Genomic DNA, 16414 nt, shown 5'->3' on the forward strand with positions numbered 1-16414 from the left:
ACTAATACCGGTATAGGTATTGGGCAGCTCGCGTGCGGGGAGACACGACACATGGTGGAGATCAAGACCGACACGGCACTGGGGGCGATGCGGGAAGCCGGGCGAGTCGTGGCCCGCACGCTGGAAGCCGTCCGCGCGGCGGCGGCCGTGGGAGTCCGCCTGCGCGAACTCGACGAAGCCGCCCGCGCCGTCCTCGGCGAGGCGGGAGCGCGCTCTCCGTTCCTGGGCTACCGGCCCTCCTTCGCCCCGACCCCCTTCCCGGCGGTGATCTGCGCCTCCGTGAACGACGCCGTCGTGCACGGCATCCCCGACGACTACCGTCTGCGCGACGGCGACCTGGTCAGCGTCGACTGCGGAGCCGAACTCGACGGCTGGACCGGTGACGCCGCGATCAGCTTCACCGTCGGCACCCCCCGTCCCGCCGACCTCGAACTCATCGCGGCCACCCGGCAGGCCTTGGACGCCGGCATCGCCGCCGCCACCGTCGGCCACCGCATCGGCGACATCTCCCATGCCATCGGCACCGTCGCCCGCAGGGCCGGCTGCGGTATGCCGGCCGACTTCGGCGGCCACGGAATCGGCCGCCGGATGCACGAGGACCCCCACGTCCCCAACCGTGGGCGTCCCGGCCGCGGCTTCCCCCTGCGCCACGGCCTCACCCTCGCCATCGAGCCCATGCTCATGGCCGGAGGGCGCGACGACTACCGCACCGACCCCGACGGATGGACCCTGCGCACGGCCGACGGCAGCCGGGCCGCCCACATCGAACACACCGTCGCCGTCACCGAGGAGGGTCCCCGCATTCTCACCCTGCTCTGACCCGGGAGCCGTTCGCGCCCGTCGGCCGGGCACGTCGGCCACGCCCGGAAGGCACCGGCCGGTGGCCGCGGCCCCGGTCGGCGGGATCCGCCGGCGGCGGTCCGGGGCGCCGCGGGGGCCGGGCCGGTGGTGGTTCCGGGGANGNCGGGGGGTGGGCGTTCACTGCGGGGCGCCGTCCGGTGCCGTGCCGGCGGGGTGTGCCACCGGGCCGCGCCACGCGGAGAATCCGCCGCGCAGGTCGGTGGCGTCGAAGCCGCGGGCGCGCAGTACGGACGCGGCGACCGACGAGCGGTTGCCGCCGGCGCAGAGCACGGTCAGCGATCGGCCGGCCGGCAGTTCGCCGAGGCGGGCGGTCAGTTCGGGCAGCGGGAGGAGCCGGGCGCCGGGGAGGGTGCCCTTCTCGCGCACCTCGTCCGGGCCGCGTACGTCCACCAGTTCGACGCCGTCCGGGTCCTTTGCGAGCCGGCCGGCGAGGGCCTCGGCCTCCACCCGCGCGGTGGCGGTCAGGTGCTCGTCGCCGACGGCGTCGACCGTGGTGCCCAGGGCGCCGAGGACGTGGTCGAAGCCGATGCGGGCGAGGCGGTTGCGGGCCTCGCGCGCGGTGTCCGGGGCGCCGCACAGCACGATGCGGCTCCGGGCGTCGAGCACCTGGCCCGCGAGTTCGGCGAACCGGCCGCCGAGGGGGACGTTGACCGCGCCGGGCAGGTGGGCGGAGGCGAACGCCTCCGGGTCCCGCGTGTCCAGGACGGTGGCGCCGCCCGCCCGGGCCTCGAGGAAGGCGGCCGGGGTGAGGGCGGGGACCGGGGCGTCCTCGTCGAAAAGCGGGCGGGCCTGGCGGTTGCGCTCGGAGGTGAACGCGAAGTAGGCGGGGGCGGCGGGCTGGCCCCCGGTCACCAGGGAGACGAACTCGTCCTCGGTCATGTCGGCCAGGGCGTGGTTGCCGCGGCGCTGCTCCCCGATCGTGGAGCTCGGTTCGGTGGAGAGGTTCTTGCCGCAGGCCGAGCCGGCTCCGTGCGCCGGGTGGACGCGCGTGTCGTCGGGGAGCGTGAGCAGGCGCCCGCGGGTCGAGCGGTACAGGGCGCGGGCCATGTCCTCGGCGGAGCGGCCGCGGGCGGCGAGCAGGTCGGGGCGGCCGACGTCGCCGATGAACAGCGTGTCGCCGGTGAGGACCCCGTAGGGGACGGCGTCGCCGGCGTGTTCGCGTACGACGAGGCAGATCGACTCGGGGGTGTGGCCCGGGGTGTGGAGGACCTCCAGGTCGACCTCGCCGAGGCTCAGGTGCTCGCCGTCGTCCAGGGGGTCGGTGTCGAAGTCGAGTGCGGCGGCGGAGCCGTAGGAGATGCGGGCGCCGGTGCGTTCGGCCAGTTCCAGGTGGCCGGAGAGGAAGTCGGCGTGGACGTGGGTCTCGATGACGCGCTCGATGGTCAGGCCGTGGCGCTCGGCGGTGGAGAGGTAGTCGTTGACGTCGCGCCGGGGGTCGACCACGACGGCCCGGCCGGTGGTGCGGTCGCCGACGAGGTACGAGGCGTGGGAGAGGCAGTCGAGGTAGAACCGCACGAAGACCAGCGGTCCGGGGTGGTGCGTCATGAGGGTCTCCTGGGGATGGGCGATGCGCGCACTCGGACGTCGGCCGGGGCCGGGGCACGGAGGGCGGGCCGGCAGGCCGCCGCGTGACGGGCGTNACGCGGCGGCCTGCCGGCCGGGGGCGGCGGCGGTCGCCGCCGGGGNCCNNNGGNNGCGCGCCCGGCCGCCGTCGCGCCCTTCGGTCGCGGGGTGTTCCACGGGTGTCAGGCGAGCCCGCGGAGCATGAGGTTCCAGTAGAGGAACGGCAGGCCGTACCGCTTGAGGTACCACATGTCGGTGCGTTCGCGGACGGTGTCGACCAGCGGGATCGACGGGGCGGGCCGTCCGCTGTAGTCGAACTCGGCGAGCAGCATCTTGTCGCGGGCGGTGGTCAGCGGGCACGAGGAGTAGCCGTCGTACGCGGCGGTGGGCTCCCGGCCGTTCATCGTGGCCAGGAGGTTCTCGGCGACCACGGGGGCCTGCTTGCGCACGGCGGCGCCGGTCTTGGAGTTCGGGGACGACCCGGCGTCGCCGAGGGCCCAGACGTTGGGGTACCTGACGTGCCGCATCGTGTGCTTGTCGATCTCGACGTAGCCGGCCGGGTCGCCGGCCGCGGCGAGCGGACCGCGCTTGATCCAGTCCGGGGCGCTCTGCGGCGGTACGAGGTGGGCCATGTCGTACGGCAGGGCCTTCTTGGTCCCGGTGCCGAGGTCGGTGACGATCACCTCGCGGGCCTCGGGCCGCACCTCGGTGACCTCGCTGCCGTAGTGGACGTGGATGCCGTACCGGCGGACCACGTCCTCCAGCACCCGTGCGAACTCCGGGACGGCGAAGATGCCGGCCGCGGGGATGACGAGGTGGACGTCGATCCTGCCGAGGAGGCCCTGCTCGCGCCAGTAGTCGGCGGCGAGGTAGGCGATCTTCTGCGGGGCGCCGCCGCACTTGATGGCGCCCGCCGGCGCGCTGAACACCGCGCTGCCCGAACGGGTCCGGCGGATGAAGCGCCAGGTCTCGGGGGCGGTGTGGGGCAGGTAGTTGCTGGACAGGCCGTCCTTGCCGAGTCCGTCCTCCAGGCCCGGCACGCGGTCCCAGTCGAGCTGGATGCCGGGGCAGACGACGAGGTGGTCGTAGGAGACGACGCCGCCGTCGTCCAGCGTCACCTCCTGGGCCTCGGGGTCGACGGCGACCGCGGCACGGCGGATCCACCGCACGCCCTTGGGCATGACGGACCGCTGCGGGCGGACGCTCTCCTTCAGCGGTGCCCGGCCGCCGCCGACCAGCGTCCACAGCGGCTGGTAGTAGTGGCGTTCGCTCGGATCGAGCACGCCGATGTCCCGTTCTCCGGCGCGGCGGAGCCGGGCCGCGACCGAGATGCCCGCGGACCCGCCGCCGATGATCACGATCCGGAGATGCTGTCTGGTCGCCACGTGAACTCTCCCGCCCGATCAAATGTACGTATATTCAAGCTAGGGGTCCCGGCGTTCAACGGGCAAGGCGACTGCGGCAATCTCCCCCATAGGTACGTACATTTCACTTCCGTCCCGTGCCGACCGGCCGCCCGCGCGCGGTGGGGTCCGTCCGGGGGCCCGCCGGTGCCGGGGCCGCCCGGCGGGCGGTCGTACGCTGGCCGGGTGCACAGTGTGGAACTGCTGCCCGACGGCGCCACCGAGCGGGCCGTACGCGACGTGTGGGACCGCCTGCTGAGGGCGGGGCTGCCCAGCCAGGCCGCGCACCGGCACCCGACGAACCGCCCGCACCTCACCCTCGCCACGGCGGAGGTCCTGGAGCCCGGGACGCGCGCACGGCTGGAGGAGGCGCTCGCGGCCCTGCCGCTCCCGCTGGTCCTCCGGGGGACGGTGCGGTTCACCGGCCGGATCCACGTGCTGGCCTGGGCCGTCCGGAGGGACGAGGCCCTGCTGCGCGTACACGAAGAGGTGTGGCGGGCCCTGTCCGGCGCACCGGCGGCAGGGCGGCTCAACCCCCTTCACGACCCCGCGTGCTGGAACCCGCACGTCACCCTCGGCCGCGGCCGGGGCGCCGTCTGGCCCGTCGCGGACGACGAGTTGCTCCGGGGCGCGCCCGGCGGGCCGCCGGGTGTCCTGACGGGCCGGTGGGTCGCCGCCCGCACCTACGACTCGGCGACCCGTACGACCGCCCCTCTGGGCCCGCACGGGTGAGCCCGGCCCGTACGGGCCGGGCCCGCGGGCGGAGGAAGCCGTACGGGGGCGGTGCCGGACGTGGACCGTGCGGGGACGGCCCGGGGGGTGGGGCGGCGTCAGTCCCCGGTGTCGGCCGGATCGACGGCCGCCAGTCTCACCGTGCCGTCGTCCGCGACCGACCAGCCGGGGTTGTGGCACACCTCCCAGCGGTGGCCGTCGGGGTCCGCGAAGTAGCCGTGGTAGCCGCCGAACGCGGCGCGCTGCGGTTCCTTGAGGACGGTCGCGCCCGCCGCACGGGCCCGCCGCACGGCCGCGTCCACCTCGGCGGGCGAGCCGAGGTTCCGTGCGAGGGTGAACGGGGTGCCGGCCACCGCCGGGTGCCCGATGTCGGCCCCCAGGTCGGCCAGGGGGAAGAGCGCCAGGGCCATCCCCCTGCCGACCTGGTAGAAGACGACTTCGTCCAGGTCGAGGAGGGGTGTCCAGCCCAGGCCGCGGGTGTAGAACCGTCGACTGGCCTCCAGGTCGTGGACCCCCAGGGTCACCATGTTCAGCTGCTGGTCCATCCGCTGCCCCCGTGCTCGGTTGGGAGATCGCCGTCCGGGCGCGATGCTAGCGCCGCGACGGGGCGGGCGCAGCCCGGGTGCGGGGCCGGGGGCTTGTCCTCCGCGAAGCCGGACGCCGCCGGCTCCCCGGCGCTGGTGGCGGGGAGCCGGCGGCGTCCGTGTGCGGGGTCANGCGCTCCGTCGTGCCGCCGCCCCCGTAGGTGCGGCGCACCGCGTCGGCGCCCTTGTCGGTCTGGGCGTCGTACTTGTCGCCCGTGCGCTCGTCGACCAGCCGCTCGGCACCGTCGACGCCCTTGTCGGCCTGGTCCGGGTGGCTCTTCGCCATCTCCTTGGCCTTGTTCGCCATGTCGCCCAGCTTGCCCATGGGTACCTCCCGCGTAGTGCGCGTGTCGTACTCGATCCCGATCGCGGGTACCCCTGCGTCCCGGTTCGTCACCTGCCGATCGTCCGGTGGAAGGCTCCGGCCGCTCCGCGGGCGGGTGCCGGAGGCCCGCCGGGAACCGGCGGCGGGTCCGGCGGGCGGTGGGACGGGGCGGGTTGACGGTCCCTCACGCCGGCCGGGGACCGCGCCGTCCGCCGGTCCGCCCGTCCGCCGGTCCCCCGGCGGGGCGGCGGACGGGGCCGAAGGGCGAAGGCGGCGCTCCCGGCCCGGGGCGCACCGGGCGGCGGGCGGCCGCGGGAGGCGGCGCGTCAGGGCAGGGGGCGTACGGCGGTCAGGCCGCACCGGTACGGCTCGTCGAGTTCGCCGCCGGGGAAGAGCCGCTCCAGGGCGGCGCGGTCGGCGTCCAGGAGTTCGGCCCGCCGGACGGGGTCCATGACGACGAAGTGCGAGTGCGTTTCGAGGTTGCGGATGTGCTCGTCGACGGAGATCCGGCGCGACCAGGTGAACTCGCGGGTGGACACCCGGACCGGGAACGGGGCGAAGGACTCGGCCACGGTGGGCGGGAAGCCGTGGGCGAAGGGCGCCAGGCGGTCCTGCTCCTGCGCGACCCACGGGACGCGGAGGTCGATCTGGTTCCACCACAGGGCCAGCAGGCCGTGCGGCCGCAGCACCCGCAGGGCCTCCGGGACGGAGCGGGACGGGTCGGTCCAGTGCCAGGACTGGGCGTAGGCGATCACGTCGAAGCTGTCCGCGGCGAAGGGCAGGCGGTCCCCCTCGCCCCGCACCAGCGGGATCTCCGGTCCGGTCCGGCGCAGCTGCGCGGCCATGCCGGCGCCCGGCTCCAGGGCGACGGCGCGGGCACCGCGCCCGCGCAGCTGCCGGGTGGCGATTCCGGTGCCGGCGCCGCAGTCCAGCACGTCGGCGCCGGCCAGCGGACGGCCGGCGAACTCCTCCACGGCGTCGAAGAGGGCCGGCGGATAGCCCGGGCGGGCGGCGGCGTACTGCGCCGCGACGGTGTCGAAGGACAGGGCCCGGTCTCGGTTCACGGGGGATGCCATGCCCGTGATCCTTCCGGCCGGGGTGCGGGACGGCCACCGGTTGCGCGGGATCGGCGGCCGGTGTGTACGGTCGGCCGGATCCGGCGGTCGGCCGCGAGGGAGCGGGCCGTTTCGCCAGCGGTTCCGAGACCCGTTGCACGTCGTGCACGGGGCGGTTTCGGGCGCGGGGGCCCGCGGTGGCGGCGGGGCGCGGTTTCCGTACCCTGGCGGCATGCGCATGCGCCCCACCCTGAGCTGGACCCCCACCGAGGACCTGCCGCCGGGCACCACGGACCTGGAGCCGGTCGCCGCGGCCCTGGGCTCCGGCGGCGTACTGGTGCTGAGCGGGGCGGGCATCTCCACGGAGTCGGGCATCCCCGACTACCGGGGCGAGGGCGGGAGCCTGAGCCGGCACACCCCGATGACCTACCAGGACTTCACCGGCAGCGCCCGGGCCCGGCGCCGGTACTGGGCGCGCAGCCACCTCGGGTGGCGCACCTTCGGCCGGGCCCGGCCGAACGCCGGACACCGCGCCGTGGCCGCGTTCGGACGGCACGGGCTGCTCCTGGGCGTGATCACCCAGAACGTCGACGGCCTGCACCAGGCCGCCGGCAGCGAGGACGTCGTGGAGCTCCACGGGAGCCTGGGCCGGGTCGTCTGCCTCTCCTGCGGCGACCTCGTCCCGCGCCGCGAACTCGCCCGGCGGCTGGAGGAGGCCAACGCGGGCTTCGCGCCGGTGGCCGCCGGGATCAACCCGGACGGCGACGCCGACCTCACCGACGAGCAGGTCGGGGACTTCCACGTGGTGCCCTGCGCGCTCTGCGGCGGGGTCCTCAAACCGGACGTGGTGTTCTTCGGGGAGGCCGTTCCGCCGCGGCGGGTGGAGCACTGCCGCGAGCTGGTCCGCGCGGCGTCCGCCCTGCTGGTCCTGGGGTCCTCGCTGACGGTGATGTCCGGGCTCCGGTTCGTCCGCCAGGCGGCCCAGGAGGGGAAGCCGGTGCTGATCGTCAACCGGGATCCCACACGGGGCGACCGGCACGCCCTCACCCGCGTCGCGCTCCCCCTGGGGGAGGCCCTCACCGCCACGGCCGACCGCCTGGGCATTCCCCTGGACGGCCGGGAGACGGCCTGAGCGGAGCCCGGCGGCGGGCCGGGCGCCTCCCGTACCGGCCCGCGGCGCCTGGAGGGGGCGGCCGACGCCGACCGGGCGGGACGACGGCCGTGCGCCGGTGTGGAGGGTCCAGGCCGGGGGCGTCCCGGCCCGATCGGGACGTGGTCCGGCGGCCGGTGGAGCGGGGTCCGGCATCGGATCCGGGCGGACCGGCCGGTTCCCCCGCACCGGCGCGTGACGGGGTGGCGCCGGATCAGCGAGCGAAGATCATCAACAGGATGGCGGTCGCTATCAGGCTGATGAGCAGGGATCCCAGGCAGCCGACCCGATTGCTGAAGAAGAGCATGGACTCCGCGTACCCCGAAAACCCCCGAGGTCACACGGCTGGTGAAGGGCGGGGCCCCGGGCGGTGACCGGCCGGCGGGAGCGTACGGCCTCCGCGGCCCCGGTCCGGGGCCGCTGCCGCCGGACGGCCCCCGGAAGCGGCGCGGCACACCCGGCCGGGGGTGTGCGGCCCGTCCGTCAGGCGGTCTCCGCCGGAATTCTGCGAGCGAGCAGCTGGACCTCCCGGAACTGCCGCCGGTCGGTGGGCCGGGGCTCGCGGACCATCCGGGCCACCTCGGCCAGCCCGGCCTCGCGCAGCATCGCGGCGAGGCGGTCGGGCGCCCACCGGTAGGCCGGCGCGACCGCGTGGTCGAAGACCTGCACCGGGCGGGACGGGTCGTCGCTCGCCGAGAAGCCGATCAGGAGGTGGCCGCCGGGTGCCAGTACGCGGTGGAACTCCGCCAGGACGGCCGGGAGTTCCCGCGGCGGGGTGTGGATGACGGACCAGCGGGAGAGGACGCCGCCCAGTGTGCCGTCGGCGATGTCCAGCGCGGCCATCGATCCCACCTCGAACCGCAGGTCCGGGTGGGCCCGCCGGGCCAGGTCGACCATCGCGGGGGAGGCGTCGACGCCGAACGCCGCCAGCCCCAGCCCGTCCAGGTGGGCGGTGACGTGGCCGGGGCCGCACCCCAGGTCCGCGACCCGGTCGTTCCCGTCCGCGCGTACGACCTCGGCGAAGGCGCCCAGGATCGCCCGGTCCAGGGGGCTGTCGCGCAGCGAGTCCCGGAACAGCTCCGCGTAGGTGGGGGCGATGGCGTCGTAGGCGTCGCGGGTGGCGCTGAGAGCGTCGTGTTCGGTCATGACCGCGACAGTAGTTTCCCCGGACCGGACCGGACCGGACCGGACCGGGGCGGGTCGCGGGAACCGGGATCCGCCCTGCCGGCCGTTCACCCCGGCCGCCGCCGGTAACCCGCCCTCGCGGCCCTGCCGGGTGCCGGTGCGCCAACGGACCGGCACTCCGGGTACGTACGAAGGGGCGTCCCCGGCCCGGTGCGGGCGATCCCCCGGCGGGCGCGGGCGGCGGCGACGTCGACCCGTTCGTCACGGGGTGCCGCGGCCGGGCCCGCTTCCTCGCGGTCCGGCCGGCCCGGCGCGGTTCCCGGTCCTCCCCGTCGGCCGGGCGCGGGCTCGGCCCGGCGGTGGGAACGGCAGGCTCCGCGGGGCCGTCGGCAACGGTGTCCGCTTGGTGCCCCGGACCTGGTCCAGGGCGTCCAAGGCCTAGTGACACGATCCCCGACATCACCATCGGTGATCTTCATGTGACGCATTGTCAGTGTCGGGTGCTTTGATGGGGTGACCGTGCGAGGAGGCGCGGCGCGACCAGGGAGGAGCCGGGGCTTGCCGCTCATCAGGCAGTACACGAAGCAGGACGGGACAGTGGTCCGGGAGCACCGGCGGGCACCGGCGGGGACGGCGCGGGAGACCGCGCTCGCCGTGGGGGTCGTGGTGGCGGTGGCCGTGTTCGGGAACACGGGTGCGCCGGCGGGCGGCGGGGCGAGTGCGGAGGGGCCGCCCGGACCGCGGCCCTCGCCGCGGGTGGCGTATCCGATCGAGTGGCCCGGCTGGGACAGGCCCGTGCCCCGCCCGACGCCGACGGTGTCGTACCCGGTCAGGTGGGACCGCAGCGGGGGCGGGCGGTGAGCCGGCGGCCGGTCCCGCGGCGCCGTCCGGTTCCCCGCCGGCCGGGGAGGGGCCCGGACGGTGGGCGGCTGCTCCTCCTCGGCGGGGGCCTGCCGCTCCTGCGGGTCGTCCTCGGGGGTCTCGTGGAATTCTTCCGCGCCCACCCGGTGGTGCCGGTCGTCCTGCCGGCGGGCGGCGGGGCGGTCCGCCGTGGGTGGCGGGTGTCCGGCAGTCGACGCCGCTCGGCTTCCCCTCACCTTCGGGGGCCCGCCCGTTCCGCTTCCCGGGTCCCCGGGAGGTCGCGTTCGCGGCGTATCGGGCTCAGGACGAGGAGGAGCCAGGAGAGGGCGACGATTCCGGTCATGGTCCACATGGCCGGCCGGTACCCGGCGGCGTCACCGAGCAGACCGCCGAGCAGGGCTCCGACCGGGATGGTGCCGTGGTTGACCACCATGGCCGTCGCCACGACCCGGCCGAGCATGTGCGGCGGGCAGTACGCCTGCCGGAAGCCGGCGACCACGACGTTGGCCGCGGAGACGCCGACCCCGACGAGAAAGGAACCCGTGGCGAACAGGAGCAGCCCGGCCCCCGCCGTGGTCGCCGGCAGGAGCAGCGCGAACGGCGCGGTGACGGCTTGCAGGAGGAGCAGGCCGCGCGCGGTGCCGAACCGCCGGCCGAGGCGGGCGGCCGCCAGCGCGCCCACGATGCCGCCGGCGCTGCCACCGGTCAGCAGCAGTCCGACCGCGGCCGGGTCCAGTCCGACGGTGCGGACCAGGAACACGACGTGGACCGCCTGGTACCCCGCCAGCGCCAGATTGGTCACGGCACCCCAGACGGCCATCGGCCGCAGGTACCGGTCGCGGCCCACGAAGCGGAGCCCTTCGGCGATCTGCTGCCGCAGGGAAGGGCGTTCGCCGCCCGGAGCGCGGTCCGGCTCGACCGCCCCGATCCTCTTCAGGCAGACGGCGGAGACCAGGAACGTCAACGCGTCGGCCACGAGCGCGGTGACCACGCCGAACGCCTGGGCGAGCAGACCCGCCACTCCCGGCCCGGCGACGCGGGCGGCGGCCTCGCTGCCCTGCAGTGCGGCGTTGCCTTCCGTGAGGTCGCGGCCGTCGAGCACGATCCGGAGGTAGGCGTGCTGGGAGGTGTCGAAGCAGACCGCCGCGGTGCCGCAGGTCAGCGCGACGAGGACCAGATGGGGAAAGGCGAGCGCGTCGGACCACGCCGCCAGCGGGACACTCGCCAGGGCCGTGGCGGACACCGTGTCGCAGGCGATCATCAGCGGCCGCCTGCGGACCCGGTCCACCCACGCGCCCACCGGCAGACCCACCAGCAGCCATGGCAGCCACACCGCCGCGGCGAGCAGACCGACGGCGGTGGAACCGGCGCCCATCACCTCGACCGCGATCAGCGGCAGGGCCACCGCGGTGATGCCGTTGCCCAGTGCGCTCACGGTCTCGCCTGTCCAGAGCAGCCGGAAATCCCGCCGGGCGAGCACTCCCCGGCGCGATCGGGGCCTGTCCGGCGTGCCGTTCGTCGAGTGGTCCACGCGACGATCATGCTGTGGCCCGCTCTCCCCCGTCGAACGGTTTGGCGGCCCCCCGGCCGGCAGCCGGTCTACCGGCACAGGTGGGCCAGGGACCCACCGGTCACGGGGTAGGGGCGTTCACGAGGCAGGAGCTTCCGGGCAAGGTCCACATCCCCGTCCCGCACCCGGGCGTGGACCTCGCGGGCCAGCGGTGTGACGTCGGTAATGGAGACGGTCCACTCGTCGGCGTAGCAGCGTGCGGCCTCGCCGGCCAGGCCGAGCTGGAGCGACCGGTGGGGAAGGGGCCGGAGGCGCACGTCGCGTTCGGGATCCCACTGCACCCGGGCCGGGGCGTGCCTCAACCGGCGCTTCCACGCGGCGCGGTCGGCGTGGAGGCCGTGCTCGTAGTGGGACAGGCAGGCGTGTTCCAGGGCCCACTCGAATCCCTCCCGGGTGATCTCCACGGCGAGGACGGTCTCCTGGCTCTCCTTGGTGCCCCACCCGCAGCGGTACATCATCCACAGGAAGGACGGCTTGATCCAGGTCATCCGGTTCCGCCGCCACGCCGCCGGGAAGCGGCCGTCCCGGGCTGCGGGCAGCCCGATCTCCGGTGCGTACGCCTGGTAGACGGTGATCGTGGAGTCCGTGTGCAGGGCGCGGATCCGGTACATGGGTTCTGTCACGGGCACAGGGTGTCCGCACCGCTTCGCGGGCGCCACGGAATTATCGCCGCGCGAGCGCGCCGGGCCCGCGTCGGCGGGCCGGAGCGCGACGCCGGCGGCGGCACCGCTGCCGGTGGCGGGACCGGCGGCACCCGCGGCGGTGTCAGGACCGGCGACACCGCTGCCGGTGTCGGGACCGGCGCTGGCGGTGGCGCGACGGAAGTACCCATAAAGTGCCTTCCATGCCTGCTTCGTTGAGTTCCGCCAAAACCGCCGCCGCGCTGCGCACGTCGGCACGCGTCTGCGTCGAACTGCTGCTGGTCGTCGTGGCGATCACCGCGGCCCTGTGGCTGCTGGGACGGATGTGGTCGGTCGTCTGGCCACTCATAGTGGGTCTGTTCATCACCACGCTGACCTGGCCCCTGGCCCGCTTCCTGCGCCGGCACGGATGGCACCCGGCCCTGGCCGCGTCGGTGGTCACCGTGGTGTTCCTCCTGGTGGCCGCGGGCATCGTGGCGCTGATCGCCGTTCCGGTGGCGTCCCAGTCCGCGGAGTTGGCCGACGGTGTGGCGGCGGGCATCCAGAGGCTGCGCGAGTGGGCCGCCGGACCGCCGCTGAACATTGGCGACGACCAGATCACCAAGGCCTTCGACACGGCCGTCGCCCGCCTCCAGGACAGCGTCGGCAGCATGGTCACCGCGGTGGTCACGGGGGTGGGCACCGTGGTCAACGGCGTGGTGACCACGATCCTGGCGCTGTTCCTGATGTTCTTCTTCCTCAAGGACGGCCCGAGGTTCCTGCCCTGGCTGTCCCGTCAGCTCCCCGGGCGGCTGGCCACGGACGTCCCGGCCGTGGCCGCGCGGAGTTGGGAGACCCTCGGCGCGTTCGTGCGCTCGCAGGCGTTCGTCGGTCTGCTCGACGCGGTCCTCATCGGCATCGGCCTGTGGTTCCTCGACGTCCCCCTGGTGCTCCCGCTGGCGGTGCTGACCTTCGTGTCCGCGTTCGTGCCGATCGTGGGCGCCCTCTTCGCCGGCCTGGTCGCGGTGCTCATCGCCCTGGTCTACAACGGCCTGACGGACGCGCTGATCGTGCTGGTGCTCATCGTCGTGGTGCAGCAGCTGGAGGGCAACGTGTTCCAGCCGATGATCCAGAGTCGCGGGCTCGGCCTCCACGCGGCGGTGGTCCTCCTCGCGGTCACGCTGGGCGGCAGCCTGGCCGGCATCGTGGGCAGTCTGCTCGCGGTACCGGCGGCCGCGCTGATCGCGGTCTTCTGGAACTACCTGCGTGAGCAGCTCGCCGAGCAGCCGGAGGCCGACGAGCCGCGCTCCGGCGCGACCACCCCGTCGTAGCGCTCCCCCCGTCGTAGCGCTCCCCCGCCGTAGCGCTCCCCCGTCGCGGCATCCCCGGCCGGTGGGGGCGGCACGGACGGCCTTCCGGCCGGCGGTGTGCCCGCCTCACCGCCGCAGCCCCCTCTTATCGTGCGGCTTCCGGCGGGAGCGTTCCCGATCCGCGGGGCGAAGAGGCCGTCCCACCCTGCCGCGGGCTGCCGCCGGCTCCGGGCGCCACCCCTTCCGCAAGGCCGTGGTCCGGCCCCTCCGGCAGACCGCGGTACGGCTCGTCCGGCAGGGCGCACGCGTCCGCCCCCGCCCGGGAGGGGCGGGGGCGGACGGACGGCGAGGGTACCGGCCGGTCGCGTCAGAAGGAGAAGACGGTGCTGCCGTTCAGCGTCGTGGACATGACGCAGGCGTTGGAGAAGGTGTGCTTCCACGCCACCTTCTCGCCCTTCCAGACACCGCTCATGGTGACGGTGATGGGGTCGTAGTACATCGGGCAGTAGCGGTCCTGGTCGGGGGAGGCCAGGAGCATGCCGAAGTCGCCGTTCGTGGCGGCCAGCTCGGCGCAGGCGGCCTGCGGGTTCGGGTGGGTGCCGCCGACGGTCGGCGCGCAGCTGAGGGTGGCGGTCTCCGCTTCCGTGCCCTTGGCGACGGTGAGGACGACCGCGGAGGGGGCGTCCGAGCCGGAGGGCTGGGCCTGCGCGACGCCGGAGGCGCCCGCCAGGGTCAGGAGGGCGGCGGCGGAGACGGCGGCGATGCGGTGACGCACGATGAGGTCCTTTCGATATCAAGGATATGAGGGTCAATCGGCTGCGTAATGCTGGCCGATCGCCGCTGAGTCTCTCGGATACGAAGGACGTGTGCACATTCAGCGCTGATTTACAGACATCTCATTCGATTGTCGGCAACCGAACGATCGTTCTGCCAGGTCAGCCCCGGTCCGCACAGGTGTGCACACAGGGCGGGACGGTTCGCGCACTGCGTGTAACCACCCTCCATAGGGCCCCTGACCTGCTGCTCGTCGCACCGGGTTCACCAGGCGTCCACTCAAGGTGACCGAATAACGACGTTACCCGTCGGGAAGTGTCCGCGCAGGCGGGTCCGGCTCGGAGGGGAGGGGAGCGGCACCGGGGCACCGCGTGCCGCGGGGGCGTCGGTGCCCGCGGCCGTCAGGCGCCGGGGCCGGGGTCGGGGTGGACCGGTTCCGTGATGCCCGCCCTCGCGGCTTCGAGCTGGGCGGCGAAGGCCACGCCGAGGAAGAGGGCGACACCGGTCACGTTGGCCCACAGCAGCAGTGCGACGAAGGCGGTGAGCGGGCCGTACACGGCCCCGAAGGAACCGCTCCGGCCGACGTAGAGGGCGAGCAGCCAGGTGGCGGCCACCCAGAGCAGCAGGTGGACACCGGAACCGAAGACCAGCCAGGTGTAGCCGGGCTGGTCCCGGCGGGGCGCCCAGCGGAAGATCACGGCCGAGGCCAGCGCCGCGAGCAGCACCCCCACCGGGACGTGCAGGGGCAGCCACCAGTCGAGCAGGACCGGCGGCCAGTGCAGGGAGCGGACCACCGACTCCCCGATGTCCCGGCCGGCGACGACGGCCAGGAAACCGCCGCCCAGCGGAAGTCCCGCGCACACGGCGAGCAGCACGCCCCGGCCGTACTTGGCGAGGAAGGGGCGGTCGCGTTCGATGCCGTAGATCCGGTTGCAGCCGCGTTCGACCTGGGCCATGGCGGAGGCGAGGTTGAGGACGGCGAAGCCGAGGCCCAGCCACATGGCCACGGCGCCCGCCACGTCCGCCCCGGCGCTGCGCCGGGTGTCGGCCAGGGCCTGCCGCACCAGGTCCGCGCTGGTGCCGGGGACGATCCGGGCCAGCGTCAGCTCGATGGCCCGGCCGAGCCCCTCGGTGTGCATGGTCGTCGCCACCCCGACCAGGGCGATGGTGAACGGCACAATGCCCAGCACCATCTGGTAGCCGAGGGAGCGTGCGGAGCTGAAGCCGTCCGCGTACCGGAAGCGGGCGAACGAGTCGACGAGGAGGTCGCGCCCCCCGTAGTGCCGCAGCGCGGTAAACGCCTCGTCCCCGGAGAGCTCCTCCCCGACCATGTCCCGCGTCTGCGGCACATGCACGACCGTGCCCATGTCTTCCCTTCGCCCGGTTCCGGTGGTCCCGCGCCGCGTCCCGTGCGGTGGCGGTCCGCCGCGCCGGCGGGCGGGAGGGCGGTCCGGCCGGCCCGGTGACGCGGCATCTGCCGTGTGCCCCGGCCGGGGCCGTGTACCCGCCGCACCGGGCCCGGCCTCCGGGGCCGGTGCGGCGGNNGNNCGGGTCGGCCGGCCCTTCGCCCCGCGNGGTGCCGCGCGGCGAAGGGCCCGGGTCGCTCAGCCGGCGGCCTCCCCGCCCGGCGCCAGCCGCCGCGCCACGACCCCCGCCAGCGCTTCGCGCAGGCCGCTCCGGTAGAAGTGGCCGCCGGGCAGCACGTCGAGGTGGAACCCGTGCGGCGCGACGTCGGCCCAGGCCGAGGCGTCCGCCACCGAAACGGTGGCGTCCTGGTCGCCGACGTACGCGTACACCGGGCACCCCACCGGGTCCGCCTCGCGCGGGCCGTACCTGCCGACGATCGCGAAGTCCGCGCGGATCGCGGGCAGCAGGAGCTCGCGGAGGTACGGATCGGCCAGGACCGACTCGTCGGTGCCGCCCAGCCGGCGCATCTGCGCCAGCAGCGCCTCGTCCCCGTCGTCGTCCAGCGGACGCGGCGCCAGCCGGTGGGGAGGCCTGCGGCCGGACACGTGCAGGGCCGCCGGGACCGTCCCGTACCGGGCCTCCAGACGCAGCGCCACCTCGTAGGCCAGCGAGGCCCCCATGCTGTGCCCGAGGAGCGTGACCGGCAGGTCGAGGCGGGGGCGCAGCGCCGCGCTCACCTGGTCGGCGAGCTCCTCCATGCTGGTGGCGTACGGATCGGCCGACCGGTCGTACCGCCCCGGGTAGCACGTGACCAGCACCTCCGTGCCGTCGTCGAAGGCGGTGCCCCAGGAGTGGAAGTACGTCGGCCAGCCGCCCGCGTGCGGCAGCACGACGAGCCTGCGGCGGGGGCGGCCCGCCGCTTCGAAGCGGCGGAACCACCTCGCGTCGGCGTCGGCCTGCGGCCTCGCGGTGGAACGGGCGCCGGTGCTCATCTGGTCATCCTCCGGGCTGTGGCGGCGGGCCCGGTGGGCCGGGCGGCGGGCCGGGGNCNGCGCCCACCGGGCGTGCTTCTTT

14 protein-coding genes and 1 pseudogene are annotated in these 16414 nt (G+C 75.0%); 4 read left to right on the top strand and 11 right to left on the bottom strand.

Annotation, left to right across the window (positions count from 1 at the left end; genetic code table 11):
* Nucleotides 1–51: 51 nt before the first annotated feature.
* Nucleotides 52–819, top strand: coding sequence for a type I methionyl aminopeptidase (gene map, locus MW084_RS00400; RefSeq protein WP_010468275.1), 768 nt, complete (start codon nucleotides 52–54; stop codon nucleotides 817–819).
* 159 nt (nucleotides 820–978) lie between these two features.
* Here the strand turns inward: map and MW084_RS00405 are convergent, their stop codons facing one another.
* Complete coding sequence (locus MW084_RS00405) at nucleotides 979–2406, bottom strand: MBL fold metallo-hydrolase (RefSeq protein WP_010468273.1); 1428 nt, start codon at nucleotides 2404–2406, stop codon at nucleotides 979–981.
* Between the two features lie 200 nt (nucleotides 2407–2606).
* Complete coding sequence (locus MW084_RS00410) at nucleotides 2607–3809, bottom strand: NAD(P)/FAD-dependent oxidoreductase (protein WP_010468272.1); 1203 nt, start codon at nucleotides 3807–3809, stop codon at nucleotides 2607–2609.
* A gap of 204 nt (nucleotides 3810–4013) precedes the next feature.
* Between MW084_RS00410 and MW084_RS00415 the strand changes: the two genes are divergently transcribed.
* The gene (locus tag MW084_RS00415; RefSeq protein WP_029553259.1) at nucleotides 4014–4559 is read left to right on the top strand and encodes a 2'-5' RNA ligase family protein; all 546 of its coding nucleotides are present in this window, start codon (nucleotides 4014–4016) and stop codon (nucleotides 4557–4559) included.
* 98 nt (nucleotides 4560–4657) lie between these two features.
* On the opposite strand, the gene MW084_RS00420 is transcribed toward MW084_RS00415, so the two are convergent.
* The 3 genes and pseudogenes from MW084_RS00420 to MW084_RS00430 form a co-directional block, all read right to left on the bottom strand.
* Nucleotides 4658–5104 (bottom strand): VOC family protein, encoded by a 447-nt coding sequence (locus MW084_RS00420; protein ID WP_010468270.1) that lies wholly within the window; start codon nucleotides 5102–5104, stop codon nucleotides 4658–4660.
* A gap of 172 nt (nucleotides 5105–5276) precedes the next feature.
* Nucleotides 5277–5468 (bottom strand): annotated as a pseudogene (locus MW084_RS00425) (antitoxin); the annotation flags it as partial.
* Between the two features lie 326 nt (nucleotides 5469–5794).
* Complete coding sequence (locus MW084_RS00430; protein WP_010468268.1) at nucleotides 5795–6544, bottom strand: class I SAM-dependent methyltransferase; 750 nt, start codon at nucleotides 6542–6544, stop codon at nucleotides 5795–5797.
* 211 nt (nucleotides 6545–6755) lie between these two features.
* Between MW084_RS00430 and MW084_RS00435 the strand changes: the two genes are divergently transcribed.
* Entirely contained in the window at nucleotides 6756–7655 is a 900-nt protein-coding gene (locus MW084_RS00435) for an NAD-dependent protein deacetylase (RefSeq protein ID WP_029553258.1), read from the top strand.
* 501 nt (nucleotides 7656–8156) lie between these two features.
* Here the strand turns inward: MW084_RS00435 and MW084_RS00440 are convergent.
* The 3 genes from MW084_RS00440 to MW084_RS00450 all read right to left on the bottom strand — a co-directional run bounded on the left by MW084_RS00440 (nucleotide 8157) and on the right by MW084_RS00450 (nucleotide 11840).
* Complete coding sequence (locus MW084_RS00440) at nucleotides 8157–8819, bottom strand: class I SAM-dependent methyltransferase (RefSeq protein WP_010468265.1); 663 nt, start codon at nucleotides 8817–8819, stop codon at nucleotides 8157–8159.
* A 1072-nt stretch (nucleotides 8820–9891) separates the two neighbouring features.
* Nucleotides 9892–11139, bottom strand: a complete 1248-nt coding sequence (locus MW084_RS00445; protein WP_010468261.1) for an MFS transporter — start codon at nucleotides 11137–11139, stop codon at nucleotides 9892–9894.
* A gap of 119 nt (nucleotides 11140–11258) precedes the next feature.
* Nucleotides 11259–11840, bottom strand: coding sequence for a DUF4291 domain-containing protein (locus MW084_RS00450; RefSeq protein WP_010468259.1), 582 nt, complete (start codon nucleotides 11838–11840; stop codon nucleotides 11259–11261).
* A gap of 233 nt (nucleotides 11841–12073) precedes the next feature.
* Between MW084_RS00450 and MW084_RS00455 the strand changes: the two genes are divergently transcribed.
* Nucleotides 12074–13180 (top strand): AI-2E family transporter, encoded by a 1107-nt coding sequence (locus MW084_RS00455; protein WP_039828640.1) that lies wholly within the window; start codon nucleotides 12074–12076, stop codon nucleotides 13178–13180.
* Between the two features lie 346 nt (nucleotides 13181–13526).
* On the opposite strand, the gene MW084_RS00460 is transcribed toward MW084_RS00455, so the two are convergent.
* From MW084_RS00460 to MW084_RS00470, 3 genes are all read right to left on the bottom strand, one after another.
* The gene (locus tag MW084_RS00460) at nucleotides 13527–13934 is read right to left on the bottom strand and encodes a subtilase-type protease inhibitor (RefSeq protein WP_010468255.1); all 408 of its coding nucleotides are present in this window, start codon (nucleotides 13932–13934) and stop codon (nucleotides 13527–13529) included.
* 400 nt (nucleotides 13935–14334) lie between these two features.
* Nucleotides 14335–15300, bottom strand: coding sequence for a YihY/virulence factor BrkB family protein (locus MW084_RS00465; protein ID WP_010468253.1), 966 nt, complete (start codon nucleotides 15298–15300; stop codon nucleotides 14335–14337).
* Nucleotides 15301–15537: 237 nt separating this feature from the next.
* The gene (locus MW084_RS00470; RefSeq protein WP_010468250.1) at nucleotides 15538–16332 is read right to left on the bottom strand and encodes a thioesterase II family protein; all 795 of its coding nucleotides are present in this window, start codon (nucleotides 16330–16332) and stop codon (nucleotides 15538–15540) included.
* Nucleotides 16333–16414: the final 82 nt, after the last annotated feature.

It is taken from the genome of Streptomyces sudanensis (assembly GCF_023614315.1).
GTDB classification, from domain to species: domain Bacteria; phylum Actinomycetota; class Actinomycetes; order Streptomycetales; family Streptomycetaceae; genus Streptomyces; species Streptomyces sudanensis.

Excerpts from the sequence above, each read along its gene's own strand:
- map (WP_010468275.1), top strand. The coding sequence starts at position 52 with ATGGTGGAGATCAAGACCGACACGGCACTGGGGGCGATGCGGGAAGCC.
- MW084_RS00405 (WP_010468273.1), bottom strand. The coding sequence starts at position 2,406 with ATGACGCACCACCCCGGACCGCTGGTCTTCGTGCGGTTCTACCTCGAC.
- MW084_RS00420 (WP_010468270.1), bottom strand. The coding sequence starts at position 5,104 with ATGGACCAGCAGCTGAACATGGTGACCCTGGGGGTCCACGACCTGGAG.
- MW084_RS00430 (WP_010468268.1), bottom strand. The coding sequence starts at position 6,544 with ATGGCATCCCCCGTGAACCGAGACCGGGCCCTGTCCTTCGACACCGTC.
- MW084_RS00435 (WP_029553258.1), top strand. The coding sequence starts at position 6,756 with ATGCGCATGCGCCCCACCCTGAGCTGGACCCCCACCGAGGACCTGCCG.
- MW084_RS00440 (WP_010468265.1), bottom strand. The coding sequence starts at position 8,819 with ATGACCGAACACGACGCTCTCAGCGCCACCCGCGACGCCTACGACGCC.
- MW084_RS00450 (WP_010468259.1), bottom strand. The coding sequence starts at position 11,840 with ATGTACCGGATCCGCGCCCTGCACACGGACTCCACGATCACCGTCTAC.
- MW084_RS00455 (WP_039828640.1), top strand. The coding sequence starts at position 12,074 with ATGCCTGCTTCGTTGAGTTCCGCCAAAACCGCCGCCGCGCTGCGCACG.
- MW084_RS00465 (WP_010468253.1), bottom strand. The coding sequence starts at position 15,300 with ATGGGCACGGTCGTGCATGTGCCGCAGACGCGGGACATGGTCGGGGAG.
- MW084_RS00470 (WP_010468250.1), bottom strand. The coding sequence starts at position 16,332 with ATGAGCACCGGCGCCCGTTCCACCGCGAGGCCGCAGGCCGACGCCGAC.